Below are 17,488 nucleotides of genomic sequence, written 5' to 3'. Positions count from 1 at the left end.
GCTTAACGGAAAAGCACTGACAGAACACCTTAAGTCACTTCGTACTCTATGTCGGGATACAGCCTAATCGGTTGTTTCCTTTGATTTTATGGCAAAGAAAGAGGTCAATATTATGGGGAAAGCTTCCTCATCTTTTGGCGTAATTCGCTTCCTGACGGTGCTGTTTGCACTGCTGACGGGCGCATTTATGCTGATTGGCGGCGTTTGGTTAGCCGCCATTGGAGGTTCCTGGTACTACGTTATTGGCGGTGTGATTATGCTGATCACCGCTGTTCTGCTGTGGCGCCGTAGCGGTTCCGCACTGCTGCTGTATGCCCTGTTGCTGCTGGCAACGCTGGTGTGGGGTGTATGGGAAGTCGGCTTCGACTTCTGGGCGCTGGCCCCACGTACCGACGTGCTGGTGATCTTCGGTATCTGGCTGATTCTGCCGTTTGTGTATCGCGGCCTGAATCATGCGGGTAAAGGTGCGCTGGGTGCGATGGCCGTTGCGCTGGTAGCCAGCGTACTGGTGCTGGCGTGGGCAGTATTCCACGATCCGCAGGAGCTGAATGGCAACCTGCCGGAAGCCGCTAACGTCCCGCAGGCCCAGCCGCTGAGTAACATCAACGATGCTGACTGGCCAGCCTACGCGCGTGACCAGCAGGGCACCCGCTTCTCGCCGCTGAAGCAGATCAACACCAGCAACGTGAAAGAGTTGCAGGTTGCCTGGCAGTTCCAGACCGGCGATCTCAAAACCGCCAACGATCCGGGTGAAATCACTGACGAAGTGACGCCGATTAAAATCCGCGACACGCTGTACCTTTGCTCGCCACACCAGATTCTGTTTGCGCTGGATGCGACGACCGGTAAGCAGAAGTGGAAATTCGATCCGGGCCTGAAGCCGAATCCAACCTTCCAGCACGTGACCTGCCGCGGTGTTTCATACCATGAAGTGCCTGCCGCTGCCGATGCCGCCAACAGCCAGCCTGCGCTGTGCTCACGCCGCATCTACCTGCCAGTGAACGACGGTCGTCTGTTCGCGCTGGATGCCGATACCGGTGCCCATTGCCCATCCTTTGGCAACAACGGTGAGCTGGATCTGCAGCACAAGCAGCCGGTACAGACGCCAGGCCAGTATGAGCCTACGTCACCGCCAGTTATCACTGACACCACCATCGTCATTGCTGGTGCGGTCACCGATAACTACTCTACCCGTGAGCCGTCTGGTGCCATCCGTGGCTTCGACGTCAACACCGGTAAACTGCTGTGGGTGTTCGACCCGGGCGCGAAAGATCCTAACGCGATTCCGGCCGATGAACACACCTTCACCATGAACTCGCCGAACTCGTGGGCGCCGGCGGTATACGATCCAAAACTGGATACCGTTTACCTGCCAATGGGCGTTTCCACCCCGGATATCTGGGGCGGTAACCGCACACCAGAGCAGGAGCGCTACGCGAGCAGCGTTCTGGCGCTGAACGCCACCACCGGTAAGCTGGTGTGGTCGTATCAGACCGTGCACCACGATCTGTGGGATATGGACCTGCCGTCACAGCCGACGCTGGCCGATATCACGGACAAAGATGGCAACACCGTACCGGTGATTTATGCCCCGGCGAAAACCGGTAACATCTTTGTGCTGGATCGTCGTACCGGTAAGCCGGTCGTGCCTGCACCGGAGACGCCGGTACCGCAGGGCGCGGCGAAAGGTGACCACGTGGCACCGACCCAGCCGTACTCCGAACTGACCTTCCGTCCGAAGCAGAACCTGACGGACAAGGACATGTGGGGCGCGACGATGTATGACCAGCTGGTGTGCCGCGTGATCTTCAAGCGTCTGCGCTACGAAGGTCCGTTCACGCCGCCGTCTGAGCAGGGTACGCTGGTGTTCCCGGGCAACCTCGGTATGTTCGAGTGGGGCGGCATCGCGGTTGATCCCCATCGTCAAATCGCGATTGCTAACCCAATGGCGCTGCCGTTTGTGTCTAAGCTGATTCCGCGCGGTCCGGGCAACCCGATTGAACCACCGCAGGGCGCAGAAGGCGGTTCCGGTACCGAAACCGGCATTCAGCCGCAGTACGGTGTGCCGTTTGGCGTCGAGCTGAACCCGTTCCTGTCGCCGTTTGGTCTGCCGTGTAAACAGCCGGCCTGGGGTTACGTTTCAGCGATCGACCTGAAGACCAACGAAACCGTGTGGAAGAAACGTATCGGTACCGTTCGCGATAGCGCACCGGTTCCGCTGCCGTTCAAAATGGGTATGCCAATGCTGGGTGGCCCAATCACCACCGCCGGTAACGTGTTCTTCATCGGCGCGACCGCAGATAACTACCTGCGTGCGTTCGATACCAACACCGGTGAGATGCTGTGGCAGGCGCGTCTGCCAGCGGGTGGCCAGGCTACGCCGATGACCTATGAAGTGAATGGCAAGCAGTACGTTGTCATCGCGGCCGGTGGTCACGGTTCGTTTGGTACCAAGCTGGGCGATTACGTGATTGCCTATGCGCTGCCAGATGCGAAGTAATATTTCGCACTGAAGTAAAAAAGCGGGCAATGCCCGCTTTTTTTTATATGCCGGTCGGCATTACGCTCGAGCCGGCGGTTGAGGTTTACGCAGCACGCGCGCATTCAATAGCGCGCACAGCGCCATAATCACGCAGGTGGCGAGAAAAACCGGTCGCATACCAAACGCGCCGCCGATAAAGCCACCGAACAGCGGGCCGCTCACCTGGCCGACATACTGGGCTGAGGTCGCATAGCCCAGCATTTTCCCGACCTGCCGCTGCGGCACATTATGACGAACCAACGCCGTCACGCAGGGCATCAGGCCGCCCAGCGCCATCCCCATCAGGAAACGCAGCACCACCAGCTGCCACGCCGCGCTAATAAACGCCTGCGGAATCAGCAGCAGCGCGCAGACCAGCAGGCCATAAATCAGCACGCGCGCATGTCCGATGCGGTCGGCCAGCCGGCCAAGGCGCGGCGCGGAGAGAATGCTGCCCAGCGCAGCGGCCGCCATCACCAGTCCGGCCGTCACCGTCACCGCGTGATCGCCGTGAACAAACTGCGCGATATACAGCGTGATAATCGGTTCAATCGACATATTGGCAAAAATCAGCAGCATGCCCGACAGCCACATCAGCCGCACCACTGGCCGGTTGATCGACGCCTCCGGCTCATCACCCTCCCCGGCTGCGGCTTTCTTCGCCGCACGTGGCGCTTCTTTCAGCAGAAAAGTGGTGGCGAGAAACGCGAGAAAAATCACCGCGCCGGTGAGCCAGAAAGTGTGGCGGATACCGATCAGCGGTGGCAGCACGCCGCCCAGCAGCGGGCCGACCACGTTACCGGCCATGATGCCGGAGGACAGCACGCCCAGCGCCCAGCCGGTCTGCGCTTTCGGCGTTTGCGCCGCCACCAGAATGGTGGAACCCGACGCATAGCCACCGAGCAGGCCGGCCAGCAGGCGCAGCGCCACTAGCTGCCACGGCGCGGTGGCCATACCAATCAGCGACATGGCGACGGCCATTCCGAGGCTGGCGCGGATCAGCATCAGCTTGCGGCCATAGCGATCCGCCAGTTTGCCCCACAGCGGTGCCGTCAGCGCCGCGCTAAGAAAAGTGGCACCGTAGGCGGCGCCTGACCAGCGCGCAATCGCAGCCGGTTCCTGCACGCCCAGCTGCTGCACGTAGAGGGGCAGAAAGGGCAGCAGCAGGGTCATGGCGACGATAGTGCTGAACGAACCCAGCACGCAAACCCACAAATTGCGCCGCCAGTGTTGCTGCTCAGGCGCTAACGCGATAGAAGAATGCGACATAGTGATATCCCTGTTTTTGGCTTTTTTAGCAGGCTATCAGCGGTAGCACACAGAAAACAGGGAGAAGCGGATATTTGCCAGCCAGCGCGCTATTGTTGCCAGAAAACAACAATCACGGCGCACCCAGCGCAGTGATCAGCGCGTCGCAGAGCAAGGTGATCGGTGACGAGGGCTGCGGCTGCTCTTTCAGCAGCAGGTAACTGTGCAGGCGATCCATCTGCCATTCCGGCAGCACCTGCTGAATCTCGCCGCGCGCCAGCGCCTCCTGCGTCATATAGGCCGGCAGATACGCCACGCCGGTTCCGGCCAGGGCCGCATTGAGCAGCGCCATGCTGTTATTCGCGCGAAAGCGGCTGTGCACATCCAGCGCCAGGCGCTGCTTATCACGGCGAAACGGCAACGCCGCCGTGTGTGCCGGGCCGTGAAACAGCAGCAGATCGTGGCGCATCAGACGTTCGGGATGATCGATGGCCGGATGCGCGGCCAGATACGCTGGCGACGCATACAGTCCCCAGTCAATACTGCTCAGCTCGCGGTAGTTTGCGACTTCCGGCGCACGCGCGCGGATCACAATCGCCACGTCCGCACTGGGCTGCGGATCGTCGCTGGTGGTCAGTTCGAGATCGACGTTGATGTGAATATGACGGCGGATAAAGGTGTTCAGCGTCGGCACCACGCACTGGCAGCCGAAGGTGATCGGTGCCTGCAGCCGCACGTTGCCGGCAGGCTGCTGATGCACCTGCTGCACAAACGCGTCGGCGCGATGCATCTCTTCCAGCATGCGGGTGCAGAACGGATAGTAAGCCTGACCCAGCTCGGTCAGCGCCACTTTGCGCGTGGTGCGCTGCAGCAGTTTGATACCCAGCCGCACCTCCAGCCGGGCGATTTCGCGGCTGACGTGCGATTTTGATACCCCCAGCGTACGGGCCGCTTCGCTGAAGCTTTGCCGCTCAACGACGCGTGCAAACAGCATCATGGCGGTGAGATTATCGCTGTTGTCCATGTTCTCTGGCTGATTCGAAAGAGTGAGAACCGCAGCTTAAAAGTAAACACGCGAATGCGCACCCGATTTCCCGTTACGCAGCGGCCACGGGAAATCGGGCGAGGGATGTCACACCGCCACCGCTAGCGGAAACAGCAGGCGATCCGGCTCGACGCGACGCTGACGCCGCAGCTGGCCTGGCGTGACGCGGAAATAATTTTTAAAGGTGCGGGTGTAAGCCTGCTGGGTATCAAAGCCGTAGCTCATCGCCACCTGCAGAATCGCCTCGTCACTGTTGATCAGCGTGAGCGCTGACTCAGTCAGCCGGCGCTGGCGAATGTATTCTGCCAGTGAAAAACCGGTGTGCTGACGGAACAGACGTTGCAGATGCCAGCGGGAATATCCCGAGCGGCGTGCTACTTCATCCAGATGCAGATCGTGCCCTAAGTTTTTTTCAATCCACTCCAGCAAACTACGGATAAATTCGCGCTGATTCATGACTTCCTCCGGCGTCGGTAAAATGTCCAGTGACGTCACTGTAGCGCGTTAAATTTATCCCTTAATTAGCAGAAAATTAGCGCAGAATTAGCAAGCAAAAAAACGGCTTTCCCGACGAAACAGCGCGCCAGGTTAATTCTGCGCTAATTATCGGGCGCTACACTGCGACAAGTTATTCAGGAGGGCATCATGCGTGTGCTGCTGGTAGAAGATGATGAAATGATCGGCGCCAACCTGCAGCAGGCGCTGGAGGCCGCCGGCTGGTCGGTGGACTGGGTGCGTGACGGCGTATTTGCCAGCAACGCCTGGCAGGAAGGCGGTTACACCTGCGTCCTGCTCGATCTCGGTTTACCGCGTGAAGATGGCATCAATGTGCTGCGCCGTGCGCGCACGCGCGGTGACATGACGCCGGTGCTGGTGCTGACCGCGCGTGATACCGTGCAGCAGCGCATCCAGGGCCTGGACAGCGGCGCCGATGACTACTTACTCAAACCCTTTGATCTGCAAGAGGTTCTGGCGCGTATGCGAGCCATCACCCGACGCCGCCACGGTGCGGCGGACTCCCTGCTGGGCAACGGCGACGTGCAGCTCGATATGATGACGCGTGAAGTGCTGTACAAAGGCCAGCGCGAGCAGCTAACCGCACGTGAATACGCCCTGCTCTATGCGCTGCTGGAACGCCCGGGCGCGATCCTGTCGCGTGAGCAGTTAGAAAACCGCATCTACGGCTGGGGCGAAGAGGTCACCAGCAACGCCGTGGACGTGCTGATTCATGGCATGCGGCGCAAACTCGATAACGAAGTGATTCGCAACGTACGCGGTCTGGGCTGGCGGGTGCCGGCAATATGAGATCCTTTACGTTTATGCGGTCGCTGCGCAACAAACTGCTGGCCACGCTGGTGCTGCTGCATCTGGCGATGATCGGCGGTGTCACCTGGTATTTCTACCACTGCTATGGCGACATGATGGGCACCATGAAGGACGACCAGCTCGCCAAAATTGCCGATGCCTGGTCAAGCAGCCAGCGCATGCCGGCACTGATGCCAATGGTGATGCAGCAGGAGAAGCTGAAAAGTACCTATATCGTTCAGCTCTGGGACACCAATAATCACCTGCGCGCCAGTTCATGGCCGGCGCTGCACGCGCCCCTGCAGAGCAAAAAAGGCTGGTCAGATTTAAAAGTTGGCGACTGCGGCGATGACTGCCAGTGGCGCGTTTACACCCGTCCCGGCGAGCTGGGCAGCGAGATCGGCAATATTCAGGTGCTGCACAACGTCGGCTACATGAAGAGCCTGATGGTGAAACGCGTACTCTCCGCCATCATTCCGCTCATCCTGATGATGCCGCTGTCGCTGCTGGTGATCTGGCTGGTAGTGCGGGCCATTACGCGCGATCTGCGCGTGGCGTCGCGCCAGATTGCGGCGCAGGAAACCCTGCATCCGCACAGCGTGTCGCCGGACGGTCTGCCGGACGAAGTGCTGCCGCTGGTCGATGCCTATAACTCGCTACTGGATAAACTACGCGCGGCCTGGTCGTCACAGCGCCAGTTCCTTGAGGATGCCGCGCATGAACTGCGCACGCCGGTTACCGCCGTCACGTTACAGCTGGAGAACCTGCGTCAGCACATCCTGCCGGGCGAAGCCAGCCGCCAGTTTGATCAGCTGGAAGCGGGCGTCACGCGCACGCGCCATCTGGTGACGCAGTTGCTGAATATCTCACGCCAGGAGGATCAGTCCGTGGTCGCCAGCGTCGAGACCATTGAGCTTGATGACCTGCTGAAGGAGAGCATTGAGCAGCTGATGGTGGTAGCGGACAAGCGCGGCATTGATATCGGCTTCAACGGCACGGCGCATTATCGTCTGCACGCCAGCCGCTCCGATCTGCGCAGCCTGTTCGATAACCTGATCGGCAACGCCATGCTGCACACGCCGGAGGGCAGCCTGGTGGATGTGCTGCTGCATCGCGTCGGTCATCATACGGTGGTGGATATTGTCGATAACGGCCCCGGCATGCCGGAGTCGTTTATCGAGCGCGCCTTCGATCGCTTTACCCGCTCGCCGGATGTCCAGGCGCAGGGCAGCGGCTTAGGATTATCGATCGTGCGCAGCGTGGCGCAGAAGCATCAGATGCAGGTGGCGCTGTCGAATTGCCTTAACCCGCAGGGTGAAGTGTGTGGCCTGCAGGTACGCGTAACCCTTCCCTGACGTCTTTCCTCTCCGGCGCGATAATCCGCGCCGGCTATTTTCTTCTCCTGCCAGTTCTCTGCGTATCCCGACAACGTAAACGGTTGCGGGGTTCCGTTCGTTACACGGCCTTTATGTGATCAACTTCACATATTTACTGAATCCAAATGCAACACTTTTTGACAAACGTGATCAAAATCTATTTTCTATCGCTCTGTTACAGGCACATTACGCGGGCCTGAAAATCCGGCGCGTCAGACCGGCAACAACAGCACACTGCCCATCCCCTGGGATCGATTTCACCCGATCGCAGCATTTGCGCGGCGATCACGAGCAAGTGGTTAAAAAATAATGAAATTTAAAACGTTGATAGCAGGGGCCTTACTGGCCAGTAGCTGGACCGGCGCCGCACAGGCGGCGGAAAGCGATCCGCAGTACCTTTCTGACTGGTGGCATCAGAGCGTGAACGTGGTAGGCAGTTATCACACCCGCTTCGGACCCCAGTTCAACAATGATGTGTATCTCGAATACGAAGCCTTTACTAAAAAGGACTGGTTTGATTTCTACGGCTACCTTGACCTGACCAACTTCTTTGGCGTAGGTAACAGCAATGCCAACGGTATTTTTGACCACGGTTCGCCGATGTTCATGGAAATTGAGCCACGCTTCTCCATCGATAAGCTGACCGGCACCAGTCTGGCGTTCGGACCGTTCAAAGAGTGGTACTTCGCTAACAACTACATCTACGACATGGGTCGCAACAGCGACAGCCGTCAGAACACCTGGTACATGGGTCTGGGTACTGACATCGATACCCATAGCAATATCGGCCTGTCACTGAACGTGTACGCGAAATACCAGTGGGAAAACTACGGTGCGGCGAACGAAAACAGCTGGGATGGTTATCGCTTCAAGGTGAAATACTTTGTGCCGATCACTGATCTGTGGGGCGGCAAGCTGAGTTATATCGGCTTCACCAACTTTGACTGGGGTTCCGATCTGCGTGACAAGTCTGACCGCTCGCGCACCAGCAACTCGATTGCCTCCAGCCACATTCTGTCGCTGAACTACGATCACTGGCATGTCTCTACCGTGGCGCGTTACTTCCACAACGGCGGCCAGTGGGCTGATGGCCAGGAGCTCAACTTCGGCAACGGTCCGTTTGAAGTGAAATCAACCGGCTGGGGTTACTACCTGGTGGTGGGTTACAACTTCTAAACCACTTCCGGCGTGGCCGCTCACCATCGCGGCCACGCCAGTCTGTTACGCCTGTGGCTTCACCACGTTGATGCGCCATGGGATGCCAAACTTATCGATAAACATCCCGAAGCCGTTCGACCAGAAGGTTTTCTGCCATTCAGTGGTCACTTTGCCGCCCGCAGAGAGCTTATCAAACCAGGCTTTACCCTCCGCTTCATCTGGCGTGGCCAGGCTCACCGCATAACCGGCATGTTCGGACGCCGGTGGCTGGGCGGTATTGCCATCACTCAGCATCAGCTCGCCCTGACCAATGCGCAGATGCGCATGCATAATCTTTTCCGGCGGCAGCGGCGGCGCCGACCGATCGCCCACCTGTTCGCCCTGCTCCGGCATATCGCCAAACGTCATTTTTTGCAGAATTTCGCCGCCGGTGGCCTCCAGATAGAAGGCAATGGCTTCTTCACAGCGGCCGTAGAGAAATAAATAAGGACTCACCTGCATCGTAACCTCCGTTGAGAGTGCGTTAACGCGTGTCGTACACCTAAAGTGTAGACGATGCAGTTTTTCGCCCGTCACGGCTGGCAGTAGCGGCGGAACAGCTGCGCCATGTAAGCGCTCATCGGCGTCAGCGCGGTGTCTTTACGCTGAATCAGATAGAAGGTGGCTTTCGGCAGCGGATCGTCGAGATCCAGCGCGATCAGCTGCCCGCCGTGCGTAGGGTCTTCAATTACGTCGCGCGCAATGATGCTGACAAAATCACTCTTCGCCACCAGGCTGGTGCAGGCCATAAAGGTCTCGCAGGTCACCGCGATTTTGGGTGCCATGCCGCGCTCACCGAACAGGTCATGCAGCAGTCGGTAATAACTGCCCTGCGGCGTCGGCATGGTCCAGTCGCAATGTTGCAACTCGGCCAGCGAGCGCGCATGCGCCATCGGATGCCCTTTACGCATCACCACCTGATACTCGCGCTGCATCAGCCGCTCGAAAATCAGCTCCTGATCGAAGTGATGCCGGTCGTAGGTATTGATGGTGAAATCCAGCGCGCCCTGACGCAGTTCATGCACCATCGACACCAGCTGCCCCTCCACGATACGCACTTTCACCAGTGGATACTCACGATGAAACTGGGTTATCACCTGCGGCATCACGGTACGCGCAATGCTGCCGCCCACCCCAATATTCACTTTGCCACCGGCCAGACCGAGCCGCTGCTGGATATCCTCCTGCGCCACGCGCAGTTCCTCCAGCACCAGACAGGCATGACGAAAAAAGGTTTCACCGACATCGGTCAGCATCACGCCCTGCTGACGACGCTCGAACAGGCGCGCGCCCAGCGCCAGCTCCAGTTCCTGAATCGCTTTGGTTAACGCCGGCTGCGACAGGCCCGACAGCCGGCTGGCGGCGCGAATACTGCCCTGGCGCGCCACGTCAACAAAGGCGCGCAGCTGATGAAGTTTGAGATTAGCCGCCATGATCAGGTGATAACCGTTGTCTATCGGTCACAAGATATTCGCATCTTATGCGCCCTAATACCATTGTGTAGATTCGGTTGAATGCATAAAAAACCAACACTAAGGAACAGCCGATGAACACCCTTTCCGACCTCGTCAACGCGCGGATACCGCAGATGCAGACATGGCGCCGCGACCTGCACCAGTATGCTGAATCCGGCTGGCTGGAGTTCCGCACCGCCACGCTGGTGGCGGAAGAGTTGCATCGTCTTGGTTATCAGCTGCAGCTGGGCCGTGAGGTGATTGATGCCGATGCGCGCATGGGTCTCCCGTCTGCTGAAGTGCTGGCGCAGCAGGAAGCGCGGGCGCTGCAGCAGGGTGCATTGCCACAATGGCTGCCCCACTTCTCCGGCGGTTTCTGCGGCGTGGTGGCAACGCTGGACACCGGACGTCCCGGTCCGGTGATGGGCTTTCGTGTTGATATGGACGCGCTCGACCAGACGGAGAGCGCCGCCGCCGATCACCTGCCGACGCGCGAAGGCTTCGCCTCGTGCAATCCCGGCATGATGCACGCCTGCGGCCACGATGGTCACACCACCATAGGTCTGGCGCTGGCGGGCGTGCTGATGGCGATGAAGCACCAGCTTAGCGGTCGCATAAAACTCATTTTTCAGCCGGCCGAAGAGGGCGTACGCGGTGCCAAAGCGATGGTGGCCGCGGGCGTGCTTGATGATGTCGATCTGTTCACCGCCATTCACCTTGGCACCGGCGTGCCGCCCGGCGAGATCGTCTGCGGCAGCGACAGCTTTCTCGCCACGACCAAACTGGACGTGCGTTTTACCGGGGTCGGCGCGCATGCCGGTGGCAAACCGGAAGAGGGACGCAACGCACTGCTGGCGGCGGCGCAGGCCACGCTGGCGCTGCACACTCTGCCGCAGCACAGCGGCGGCGTGGCGCGCGTTAACGTTGGCGTATTACAGGCTGGCAGCGGACGCAACGTGGTGCCGGATGTTGCGCTGATGAAGGTGGAAACGCGCGGCGCGAGTAATCAGGTTAATGACGACATCTATCAGCAGGCGCTGCGCGTGATTGCCGGTGCTGCGGCGATGTACGACGTTGAGCACGAGGTTACGCTGATGGGCGGTGCACGCAGCTGCACGCCGAGTCCGGCGTGGGTCAGTTTTATCCATCAGCAGGCCGAAGCGCTGGGTCTGTTCAGCTCGGTGATAGACAGCAAACAGCAGGCGGCCGGTTCCGAAGATGCCACCTATATGATGGAGCGCGTGCAGCAGCGCGGCGGCCAGGCGTCTTACGTCATCTTCGGCTGCGAGCTGGCGGCGGGCCATCACAATGCGCGGTTTGACTTTGATGAAGCGGTGATGGCCACCGCCGTGCAGATGCTGGCCACGCTGGCGCTTAACCAGGCGCAATTCGGCGGTGCCCGATGAGCGCACACGACTTCATCGATCGCTACATCGACCAGCATCAGGCGCGCTTCAGTGCCCTCAGCGATGCCATCTGGGACGTACCGGAAACCCGTTTCGAAGAGACGCAATCGTCTGCGCTGCTGGCCGATGCGCTGGCGCAGGAGGGGTTTGAGGTCGAGCGCGGCGTCGGCGGTCTCGACACCGCGTTTATCGCCTCAATCGGCCACGGCCAGCCGGTGATCGCCATCCTCGGCGAGTTTGATGCGTTGGCCGGTCTGAGCCAGCAGGCGGGCTGCGCCACGCCTGAGCCGCTGGTGGAAAACGGCAACGGTCACGGCTGCGGCCATAACCTGCTCGGTACCGCCGGCCTGGCCGCCGCTTTCGCCATCAAAGCCTGGTGGGCAGAACAGGGCGGACGCGGCACGCTGCGCTTTTACGGCTGCCCTGGCGAGGAGGGCGGCTCGGGTAAAACCTTTATGGTGCGCGAGGGGCTGTTTGATGATGTCGATGCTGCCGTGACCTGGCACCCGGAAGGCTTTAGCGGCATGTTTAACCTCAGCACCCTCGCCAATATTCAGGCGGCGTTTCACTTCAAAGGCGTGGCGGCGCATGCTGCTAACTCGCCGCATCTCGGGCGCAGCGCGCTGGACGCGGTGACGCTGATGAATACCGGCGCAAATTTCCTGCGCGAGCACATCGTGCAGGAGGCGCGCCTGCACTATGCGGTCACCCAAACCGGCGGCGTATCGCCCAACGTGGTGCAGGCCGATGCCGAAGTGCTGTACCTGATTCGCGCGCCGCAGCTCGACCAGGCCCAGGATATCTACCAGCGCGTGATCAACATCGCCAAAGGCGCGGCGCTGATGACCGATACGCAGATGACGGTACGTTTTGATAAAGCCTGCTCCAACTATGTGCCCAACCGCGCGCTGGAAGCGGTGATGGAACGTAATTTGCACCATTTCGGTCTGCCGCACTACAGCGCGCAGGAACAAGCATTTGCTGCAGAGATCCGCGCCACGCTGAGCAAAGACGATCTGCGTAACGCGCGACTGAATGCGGCGCGCACCGGCGGCGAAGCGGGTATCGCCTGGGCTGAGGCGCTGGGGGATAAAGTGCTGATGGATGAGGTAGCGCCGTATGCGGTCACGCGCGAGTTGCTGTACGGCTCAACTGACGTTGGGGATGTTAGCTGGGTAACGCCGACGGCGCAGTGTTTTGCCCCCTGCTTTGCCTTCGGCACGCCGCTGCACACCTGGCAGCTGGTGGCACAGGGCCGCACGCCGATTGCCCACAAAGGGATGTGCCTCGCCGCCAAAGTGCTGGCCGCCACCGCGCTGACGCTGTTGCACGATGCCGCCGCGCTGGCGCGCTGTCGTGAAGAGTTTGACCGCGTGCGCCGTGAGCAGCCGTACGTGTGCCCGATTCCGGCCGGCGTGCAGCCATCGACATTATAAAGCGAAGCGCACTGGCCCGTAGCGGCGCGATTAATCGCGCGGGTTTAACAAGACGCGCAATAAATTGCGCCGCTACAGGCTGGTGTGAAAGGTCACTCCGCAACACATGCGGAAGCAGTAAATAAAAAAATAAAAAATAACAGCCCTTCCGGGCATGCAAATACAACATGACGAGGATCTACCGATGGAAGTGATGACCGAAAATCGCAGCCCCGGCAAGCTGTTCAGCTGGATTGAGCGGGTCGGCAACAAAGTGCCCAACCCGTTCTTACTGTTTGTCTACCTGATCGTGGTGCTGATGATCGCCACCGCGCTTCTCAGCAGCCTCGATGTGGCCGTTAAAAATCCGGCCAATGGCGAACTGGTGCGGGTCAATAACCTGCTCAGCGTGGCGGGCATTCAGTGGATCCTGCCCAACATCATCAAAAACTTCAGCGGCTTCACCCCACTGGGCTCCATTCTGGCGCTGGTGATCGGGGCCGGGCTGGCGGAAAAAGTCGGGCTGCTGCAGTCGCTGATGGTGAAGATGGCGTCGCGCGTCAGCCGTCGCTACGCCAGCTATATGGTGCTGTTTATCGCGTTCTTCAGCCATATCTCTTCCGATGCGGCACTGGTGGTGATGCCGCCGCTCGGCGCGCTGATCTTCCTTGCCGTCGGGCGTCATCCGGTGGCGGGCCTGCTGGCGGCGATTGCCGGCGTCGCGTCGGGTTTTACCGCGAATCTGCTGATCGTCACCACCGATGTACTGCTCTCCGGCATCAGTACAGAGGCCGCCAAAGCGGTCAGCGACACGGTCCACGTCAGCGTGATCGATAACTGGTTCTTTATGGCCAGCTCAGTCATCGTACTGACCGTGGCCGGCGCGCTGCTGACCGATAAATTTGTCGAGCCGCGCCTGCCCGTCTGGAACAGCGGCCACCACGATCGCCTGCCACCACTGACGGCGCAGGAGAATCGCGGCCTGAAGGCGGCCGGTCTCGCCGCACTGGTGTTCATCGGCGTGATGGCGCTGCTGGTGGTGCCGGAGCATGCGCCGCTGCGCAACCCGAAAACCGGCGGCATCATCCCTTCGCCGTTTATTCAGGGCATCGTGCCGATCATCATCCTGTTCTTCTTTGTGGTGGCGATTGCCTATGGCGCGGTGACGCAGCAGATTCGCCGCGCTGACGACATCCCCCGACTGCTGGTGGATCCGATGAAGAGCATGGCCGGCTTTATCGTCATGGTATTTCCGCTGTCGCAGTTCGTGGCGTTCTTCAACTGGAGCAACATGGGCAAGTTTATGGCCATCGGCCTGACCGATATGCTGGAGAGCGCCGGCATCAGCGGTGCGCCGGCCTTTCTCGGCCTGATGTTCCTCTCGGCATTTCTGTGCATGTTTATCGCCAGCGGCTCGGCGATCTGGTCGATCCTCGCGCCGGTATTTGTGCCGATGTTTATGCTGCTCGGCTTTCACCCGGCGTTTGCCCAGATGATCTTCCGCATCGCCGATTCCGCCGTGCTGCCGCTGGCGCCGATGTCGCCGTTTCTGCCGCTGTTCCTCGGTTTCCTGCAGCGCTATCAAAAAGACGCGCAGCTCGGCACCTACTACGTGCTGATCTTCCCGTATCCGCTGGTGTTCTTTGTGACGTGGATCGCGTTGCTACTGGTGTGGTATCTGCTGGGCCTGCCCATCGGTCCGGGCGTTTATCCGCATCTGCCCTGACCTGGCGCCATGGACGGCGTACCGCTTTCTGTGAACTGCAACGCACGTTGCCAAAATGTCACCGCTGCGCCTCTCGGCAACCCCGGACGAATTGATTATTCTGCTATTTCTTCGCTTGCTAACGGTTAATGATTTCTGACAAACCACCACCGGGCGGATCCTGCAAACACCGAGGTAACAATCATAATGACAACCACCTATTCGACAGGAGTGGCGACCGATCGCATCGCGACCGAACGCCAGACGCTGGCCGGGCGCATCGACGCCCTGCCCTCTTCCGCCGGGCTGTGGCGCTTTATTACGCTGCTGGCGCTCGGCGGCTTCTTCGAGCTGTACGATCTGTTTGAAACCGGCTACATCAGCGCCGGGCTGGTAGCCGCAGGCGTGTTCCACACCGGCGCCGCTGGCGTGTTTGGTATCGCCGATCAGGCGGCGTTCGCCTCGGCGACCTTTCTCGGCCTGTTTGTCGGTGCCAGCCTGCTGACACCCTATGCTGACCGCTTCGGCCGTCGCCTGACCTTTATGTGCGCGCTGGCGTGGTACGGTGCGTTCTCACTGCTGATGGCGTTCCAGCACAGCGCGGAGATGATTATTCTGTGCCGCTTCCTGGTCGGAATCGGTCTGGGCGTCGAGCTGGTGACCATCGATACCTATCTGTCGGAGTGGGTGCCGGCCCATCTGCGCAGCCGCGCGTTTGCCTTCTCTTTTTTCATTCAGTTCCTGTCGGTGCCGACGGTAGCGCTGATGTCATGGTGGCTGGTACCGCAAACCCTGCTCGGCCTCGAAGGCTGGCGCTGGGTCGTGATCGCCGGTGCGCTGTGCTCGCTGGTGATCTGGTTTATCCGTAAAAATCTGCCGGAGTCGGCGCGCTGGCTGGCGCAGCAGGGGCGGCATCAGGACGCGCACCGGGTGCTGAGCGAGATGGAAAAACGCTGCGGCATTGCGCCGGGAGACGATTTCTCTCAGCGCGATGCGGCGGCACAGCTGCCGAAAAAAGGGCACTTTAGCGAAATCTGGGCACCGGCTTATCGCCAGCGTACGCTGATGCTGGTGGTGATGAACTTCTTCCAGGCGATTGGCTTCTTCGGCTTCGGTAACTGGCTGCCGGCGCTGCTGTCCGGCAAGGGGGCCACCGTCACCCACAGCCTGCTGTACGCCTTTTTCATCACGCTGGCCTATCCGCTCGGCTCGCTGATTTGCAGCCGCTACGCCGACCGGCTGGAAAACAAATGGCAGATCGTTTTTTCATCGCTGATGACGGTGGTGTTCGGCACGCTGTTCGCGCTGACCAGCAACCCGCTGCTGATGGTGGTGTGCGGTTTCCTGATCACCTACAGCAACGCCTGGCTCACCTTCAGCTATCACGCCTATCAGACCGAGATCTTCCCGACGCACATTCGTGCGCGCGCCGTCGGCTTCTGCTATTCGTTCAGTCGGCTGTCGACCGCTTTCAGCAGTATTCTGATTGGCCTGATTCTGCAGTATGCCGGCAGTCAGGGGGTGATCGTGTTTATCGTGCTAAGTATGCTGATGGTGATGCTGTCGGTCGGGATTTACGGGCCGAAGACGCGGGGACTGGATCTGGAGAACATTTAAACCGGATGGGCGCAGGGTAGGCGGCGGCCGGTTTAGCCCGGCAATGCGCACCCTTTGGAGCGGCACGATTCATCGCGCGATAAATCGCGCCGCTACGTCCTGGTGCAAACCTTTGGGGGCGTTTCCACCCCCGCCGAATTTACACCAGTTCGGTTTTCACCCCCTCCTGGATCAACACGTCGGCATCGACGCCGCTGTGGCTGTAAACCTGATATTTCACGCCAGCCACCGTGGTGCTGCCCTGCTGTTTCACCCAATCGCCCACGTCACCGCCGTCGCCGAGGATGTCATCCAGTTTCACTACGTCCTGCGCATCGCCTTTGATCAGCAGTTGGGTTTTGCCGTCAACAATAAACAGGTCTTTGCTGCCAGCACTGAGAACATCCGCCACGCTAACGCTAAGCGTATTTTTACCGTTGCCGAGCATGTCGATTACCGCGGCTTCTTCACCGCTGGCCAGCATTTCTGTCAGTATGCTTTCCGCTGCGATTACTTTGGTAACACTATTATTTTGCGGCTGTACAAACAGATTATCCAGCAGGAAGTCATTGCCATAGGCATTTGACGTATTATTAACCACGGCCACTTTCACGACTTTAGTTTCAGTTGCTGTGTAAACGCCACTAAAATGCTGCCATGTTTGCGTCAGGGTTGCAGGGGCAACAATATCTGCTCCATCAACCTGGATGCCAATGACTGGAGGTGCATAGCTTTTATTAATCCGTTGACCATCAAAGCCCAGCGTGTAACTTTTACCCGCTTCAACCTGGATATATTGATAAACAACCTCACCACTATAATCACGCCCGGAATTATTGGCATCTGTCGTGCTACCTAAAACATTGGAGCCATCTTCGCCCTTCCAGTAAGTGGTCTTAATTTGGTTAAGTTTTTCATATATCCCTGCAGCCATCCAGCCTTGCAATGTGCCGTCGTTGAAGTCCCAGTCGATCCGCTGTTTCCCCACGTTGGTTACGTTGACCGGCTTTATCCCAAGGTTATCCAGCAGGAAATCGTTGCCGTAACCATTGGCGGTGGCATTGGTGACCGCGACTTTGACCACTTTGGTCTCGGTTGCGGTATAGGTGCCGCTTTTATGCTGCCATGACGACGTTAACGCCTCGGGTTTAATTACCGTTTTACCGTCAACTTCCATGCCGATTACGGGGGCAACCCAACCCTGATTCAGACGGTAACCA

The 17,488-nt window shown here is 59.3% G+C and carries 13 protein-coding genes and 1 pseudogene; 8 read left to right on the top strand and 6 right to left on the bottom strand.

All coding sequences use genetic code 11. The features are described from left to right. The first annotated feature begins 112 nt into the window (after positions 1 to 112). Positions 113 to 2,500, top strand: coding sequence for a glucose/quinate/shikimate family membrane-bound PQQ-dependent dehydrogenase (locus CBW22_RS02350; RefSeq protein WP_088515911.1), 2,388 nt, complete (start codon positions 113 to 115; stop codon positions 2,498 to 2,500). Positions 2,501 to 2,560: 60 nt separating this feature from the next. Here CBW22_RS02350 and CBW22_RS02345 read toward each other — a convergent pair whose 3' ends face one another. The 3 genes from CBW22_RS02345 to CBW22_RS02335 all read right to left on the bottom strand — a co-directional run bounded on the left by CBW22_RS02345 (position 2,561) and on the right by CBW22_RS02335 (position 5,270). After that, entirely contained in the window at positions 2,561 to 3,790 is a 1,230-nt protein-coding gene (locus CBW22_RS02345; protein WP_088515910.1) for an MFS transporter, read from the bottom strand. Positions 3,791 to 3,902: 112 nt separating this feature from the next. Beyond that, entirely contained in the window at positions 3,903 to 4,793 is an 891-nt protein-coding gene (locus CBW22_RS02340; protein ID WP_058759280.1) for a LysR family transcriptional regulator, read from the bottom strand. A 108-nt stretch (positions 4,794 to 4,901) separates the two neighbouring features. Next, the gene (locus CBW22_RS02335; protein WP_021507794.1) at positions 4,902 to 5,270 is read right to left on the bottom strand and encodes a helix-turn-helix domain-containing protein; all 369 of its coding nucleotides are present in this window, start codon (positions 5,268 to 5,270) and stop codon (positions 4,902 to 4,904) included. Positions 5,271 to 5,459: 189 nt separating this feature from the next. Here CBW22_RS02335 and CBW22_RS02330 point away from each other — a divergent pair, with 189 nt between their 5' ends. The 3 genes from CBW22_RS02330 (at position 5,460) to CBW22_RS02320 (ending at position 8,671) form a co-directional block, all read left to right on the top strand. Further along, positions 5,460 to 6,119 (top strand): response regulator, encoded by a 660-nt coding sequence (locus tag CBW22_RS02330; protein ID WP_021507795.1) that lies wholly within the window; start codon positions 5,460 to 5,462, stop codon positions 6,117 to 6,119. Further along, complete coding sequence (locus tag CBW22_RS02325; protein WP_058759279.1) at positions 6,116 to 7,474, top strand: sensor histidine kinase; 1,359 nt, start codon at positions 6,116 to 6,118, stop codon at positions 7,472 to 7,474. Before CBW22_RS02330 ends, CBW22_RS02325 begins: the two co-directional genes overlap by 4 nt. Before the next feature lie 330 nt (positions 7,475 to 7,804). Next, positions 7,805 to 8,671 carry a nucleoside-specific channel-forming protein Tsx gene (locus CBW22_RS02320; protein WP_088515909.1) on the top strand — a complete coding sequence of 289 codons (867 nt, stop codon included), beginning with the start codon at positions 7,805 to 7,807 and terminating at the stop codon, positions 8,669 to 8,671. A gap of 45 nt (positions 8,672 to 8,716) precedes the next feature. On the opposite strand, the gene yjdN is transcribed toward CBW22_RS02320, so the two are convergent. Together yjdN and CBW22_RS02310 are read right to left on the bottom strand one after the other, a co-directional pair. After that, positions 8,717 to 9,154 (bottom strand): VOC family metalloprotein YjdN, encoded by a 438-nt coding sequence (gene yjdN, locus CBW22_RS02315; RefSeq protein ID WP_058774910.1) that lies wholly within the window; start codon positions 9,152 to 9,154, stop codon positions 8,717 to 8,719. A gap of 71 nt (positions 9,155 to 9,225) precedes the next feature. Beyond that, positions 9,226 to 10,125, bottom strand: a complete 900-nt coding sequence (locus CBW22_RS02310) for a LysR family transcriptional regulator (protein WP_021507800.1) — start codon at positions 10,123 to 10,125, stop codon at positions 9,226 to 9,228. A gap of 113 nt (positions 10,126 to 10,238) precedes the next feature. Between CBW22_RS02310 and CBW22_RS02305 the strand changes: the two genes are divergently transcribed. The 4 genes from CBW22_RS02305 (at position 10,239) to CBW22_RS02290 (ending at position 16,289) form a co-directional block, all read left to right on the top strand. Further along, complete coding sequence (locus CBW22_RS02305; RefSeq protein ID WP_088515908.1) at positions 10,239 to 11,552, top strand: amidohydrolase; 1,314 nt, start codon at positions 10,239 to 10,241, stop codon at positions 11,550 to 11,552. Beyond that, positions 11,549 to 12,988 (top strand): M20 family metallopeptidase, encoded by a 1,440-nt coding sequence (locus CBW22_RS02300; protein ID WP_088515907.1) that lies wholly within the window; start codon positions 11,549 to 11,551, stop codon positions 12,986 to 12,988. Before CBW22_RS02305 ends, CBW22_RS02300 begins: the two co-directional genes overlap by 4 nt. Before the next feature lie 184 nt (positions 12,989 to 13,172). Continuing rightward, positions 13,173 to 14,693 carry a p-aminobenzoyl-glutamate transporter gene (abgT, locus tag CBW22_RS02295; RefSeq protein ID WP_058759275.1) on the top strand — a complete coding sequence of 507 codons (1,521 nt, stop codon included), beginning with the start codon at positions 13,173 to 13,175 and terminating at the stop codon, positions 14,691 to 14,693. A gap of 186 nt (positions 14,694 to 14,879) precedes the next feature. Next, positions 14,880 to 16,289 carry an MFS transporter gene (locus CBW22_RS02290; RefSeq protein WP_088515906.1) on the top strand — a complete coding sequence of 470 codons (1,410 nt, stop codon included), beginning with the start codon at positions 14,880 to 14,882 and terminating at the stop codon, positions 16,287 to 16,289. A gap of 139 nt (positions 16,290 to 16,428) precedes the next feature. Here CBW22_RS02290 and CBW22_RS02285 read toward each other — a convergent pair. After that, positions 16,429 to 17,488: pseudogene (locus CBW22_RS02285) on the bottom strand (hypothetical protein); the annotation flags it as partial.

Source organism: Pantoea sp. VS1 (assembly GCF_002207995.1).
Taxonomy (GTDB): Bacteria; Pseudomonadota; Gammaproteobacteria; order Enterobacterales; family Enterobacteriaceae; genus Pantoea; species Pantoea dispersa.
Note: the sequence above shows the minus strand (reverse complement) of the source record. Positions and strands in the feature narration are given on the sequence as shown.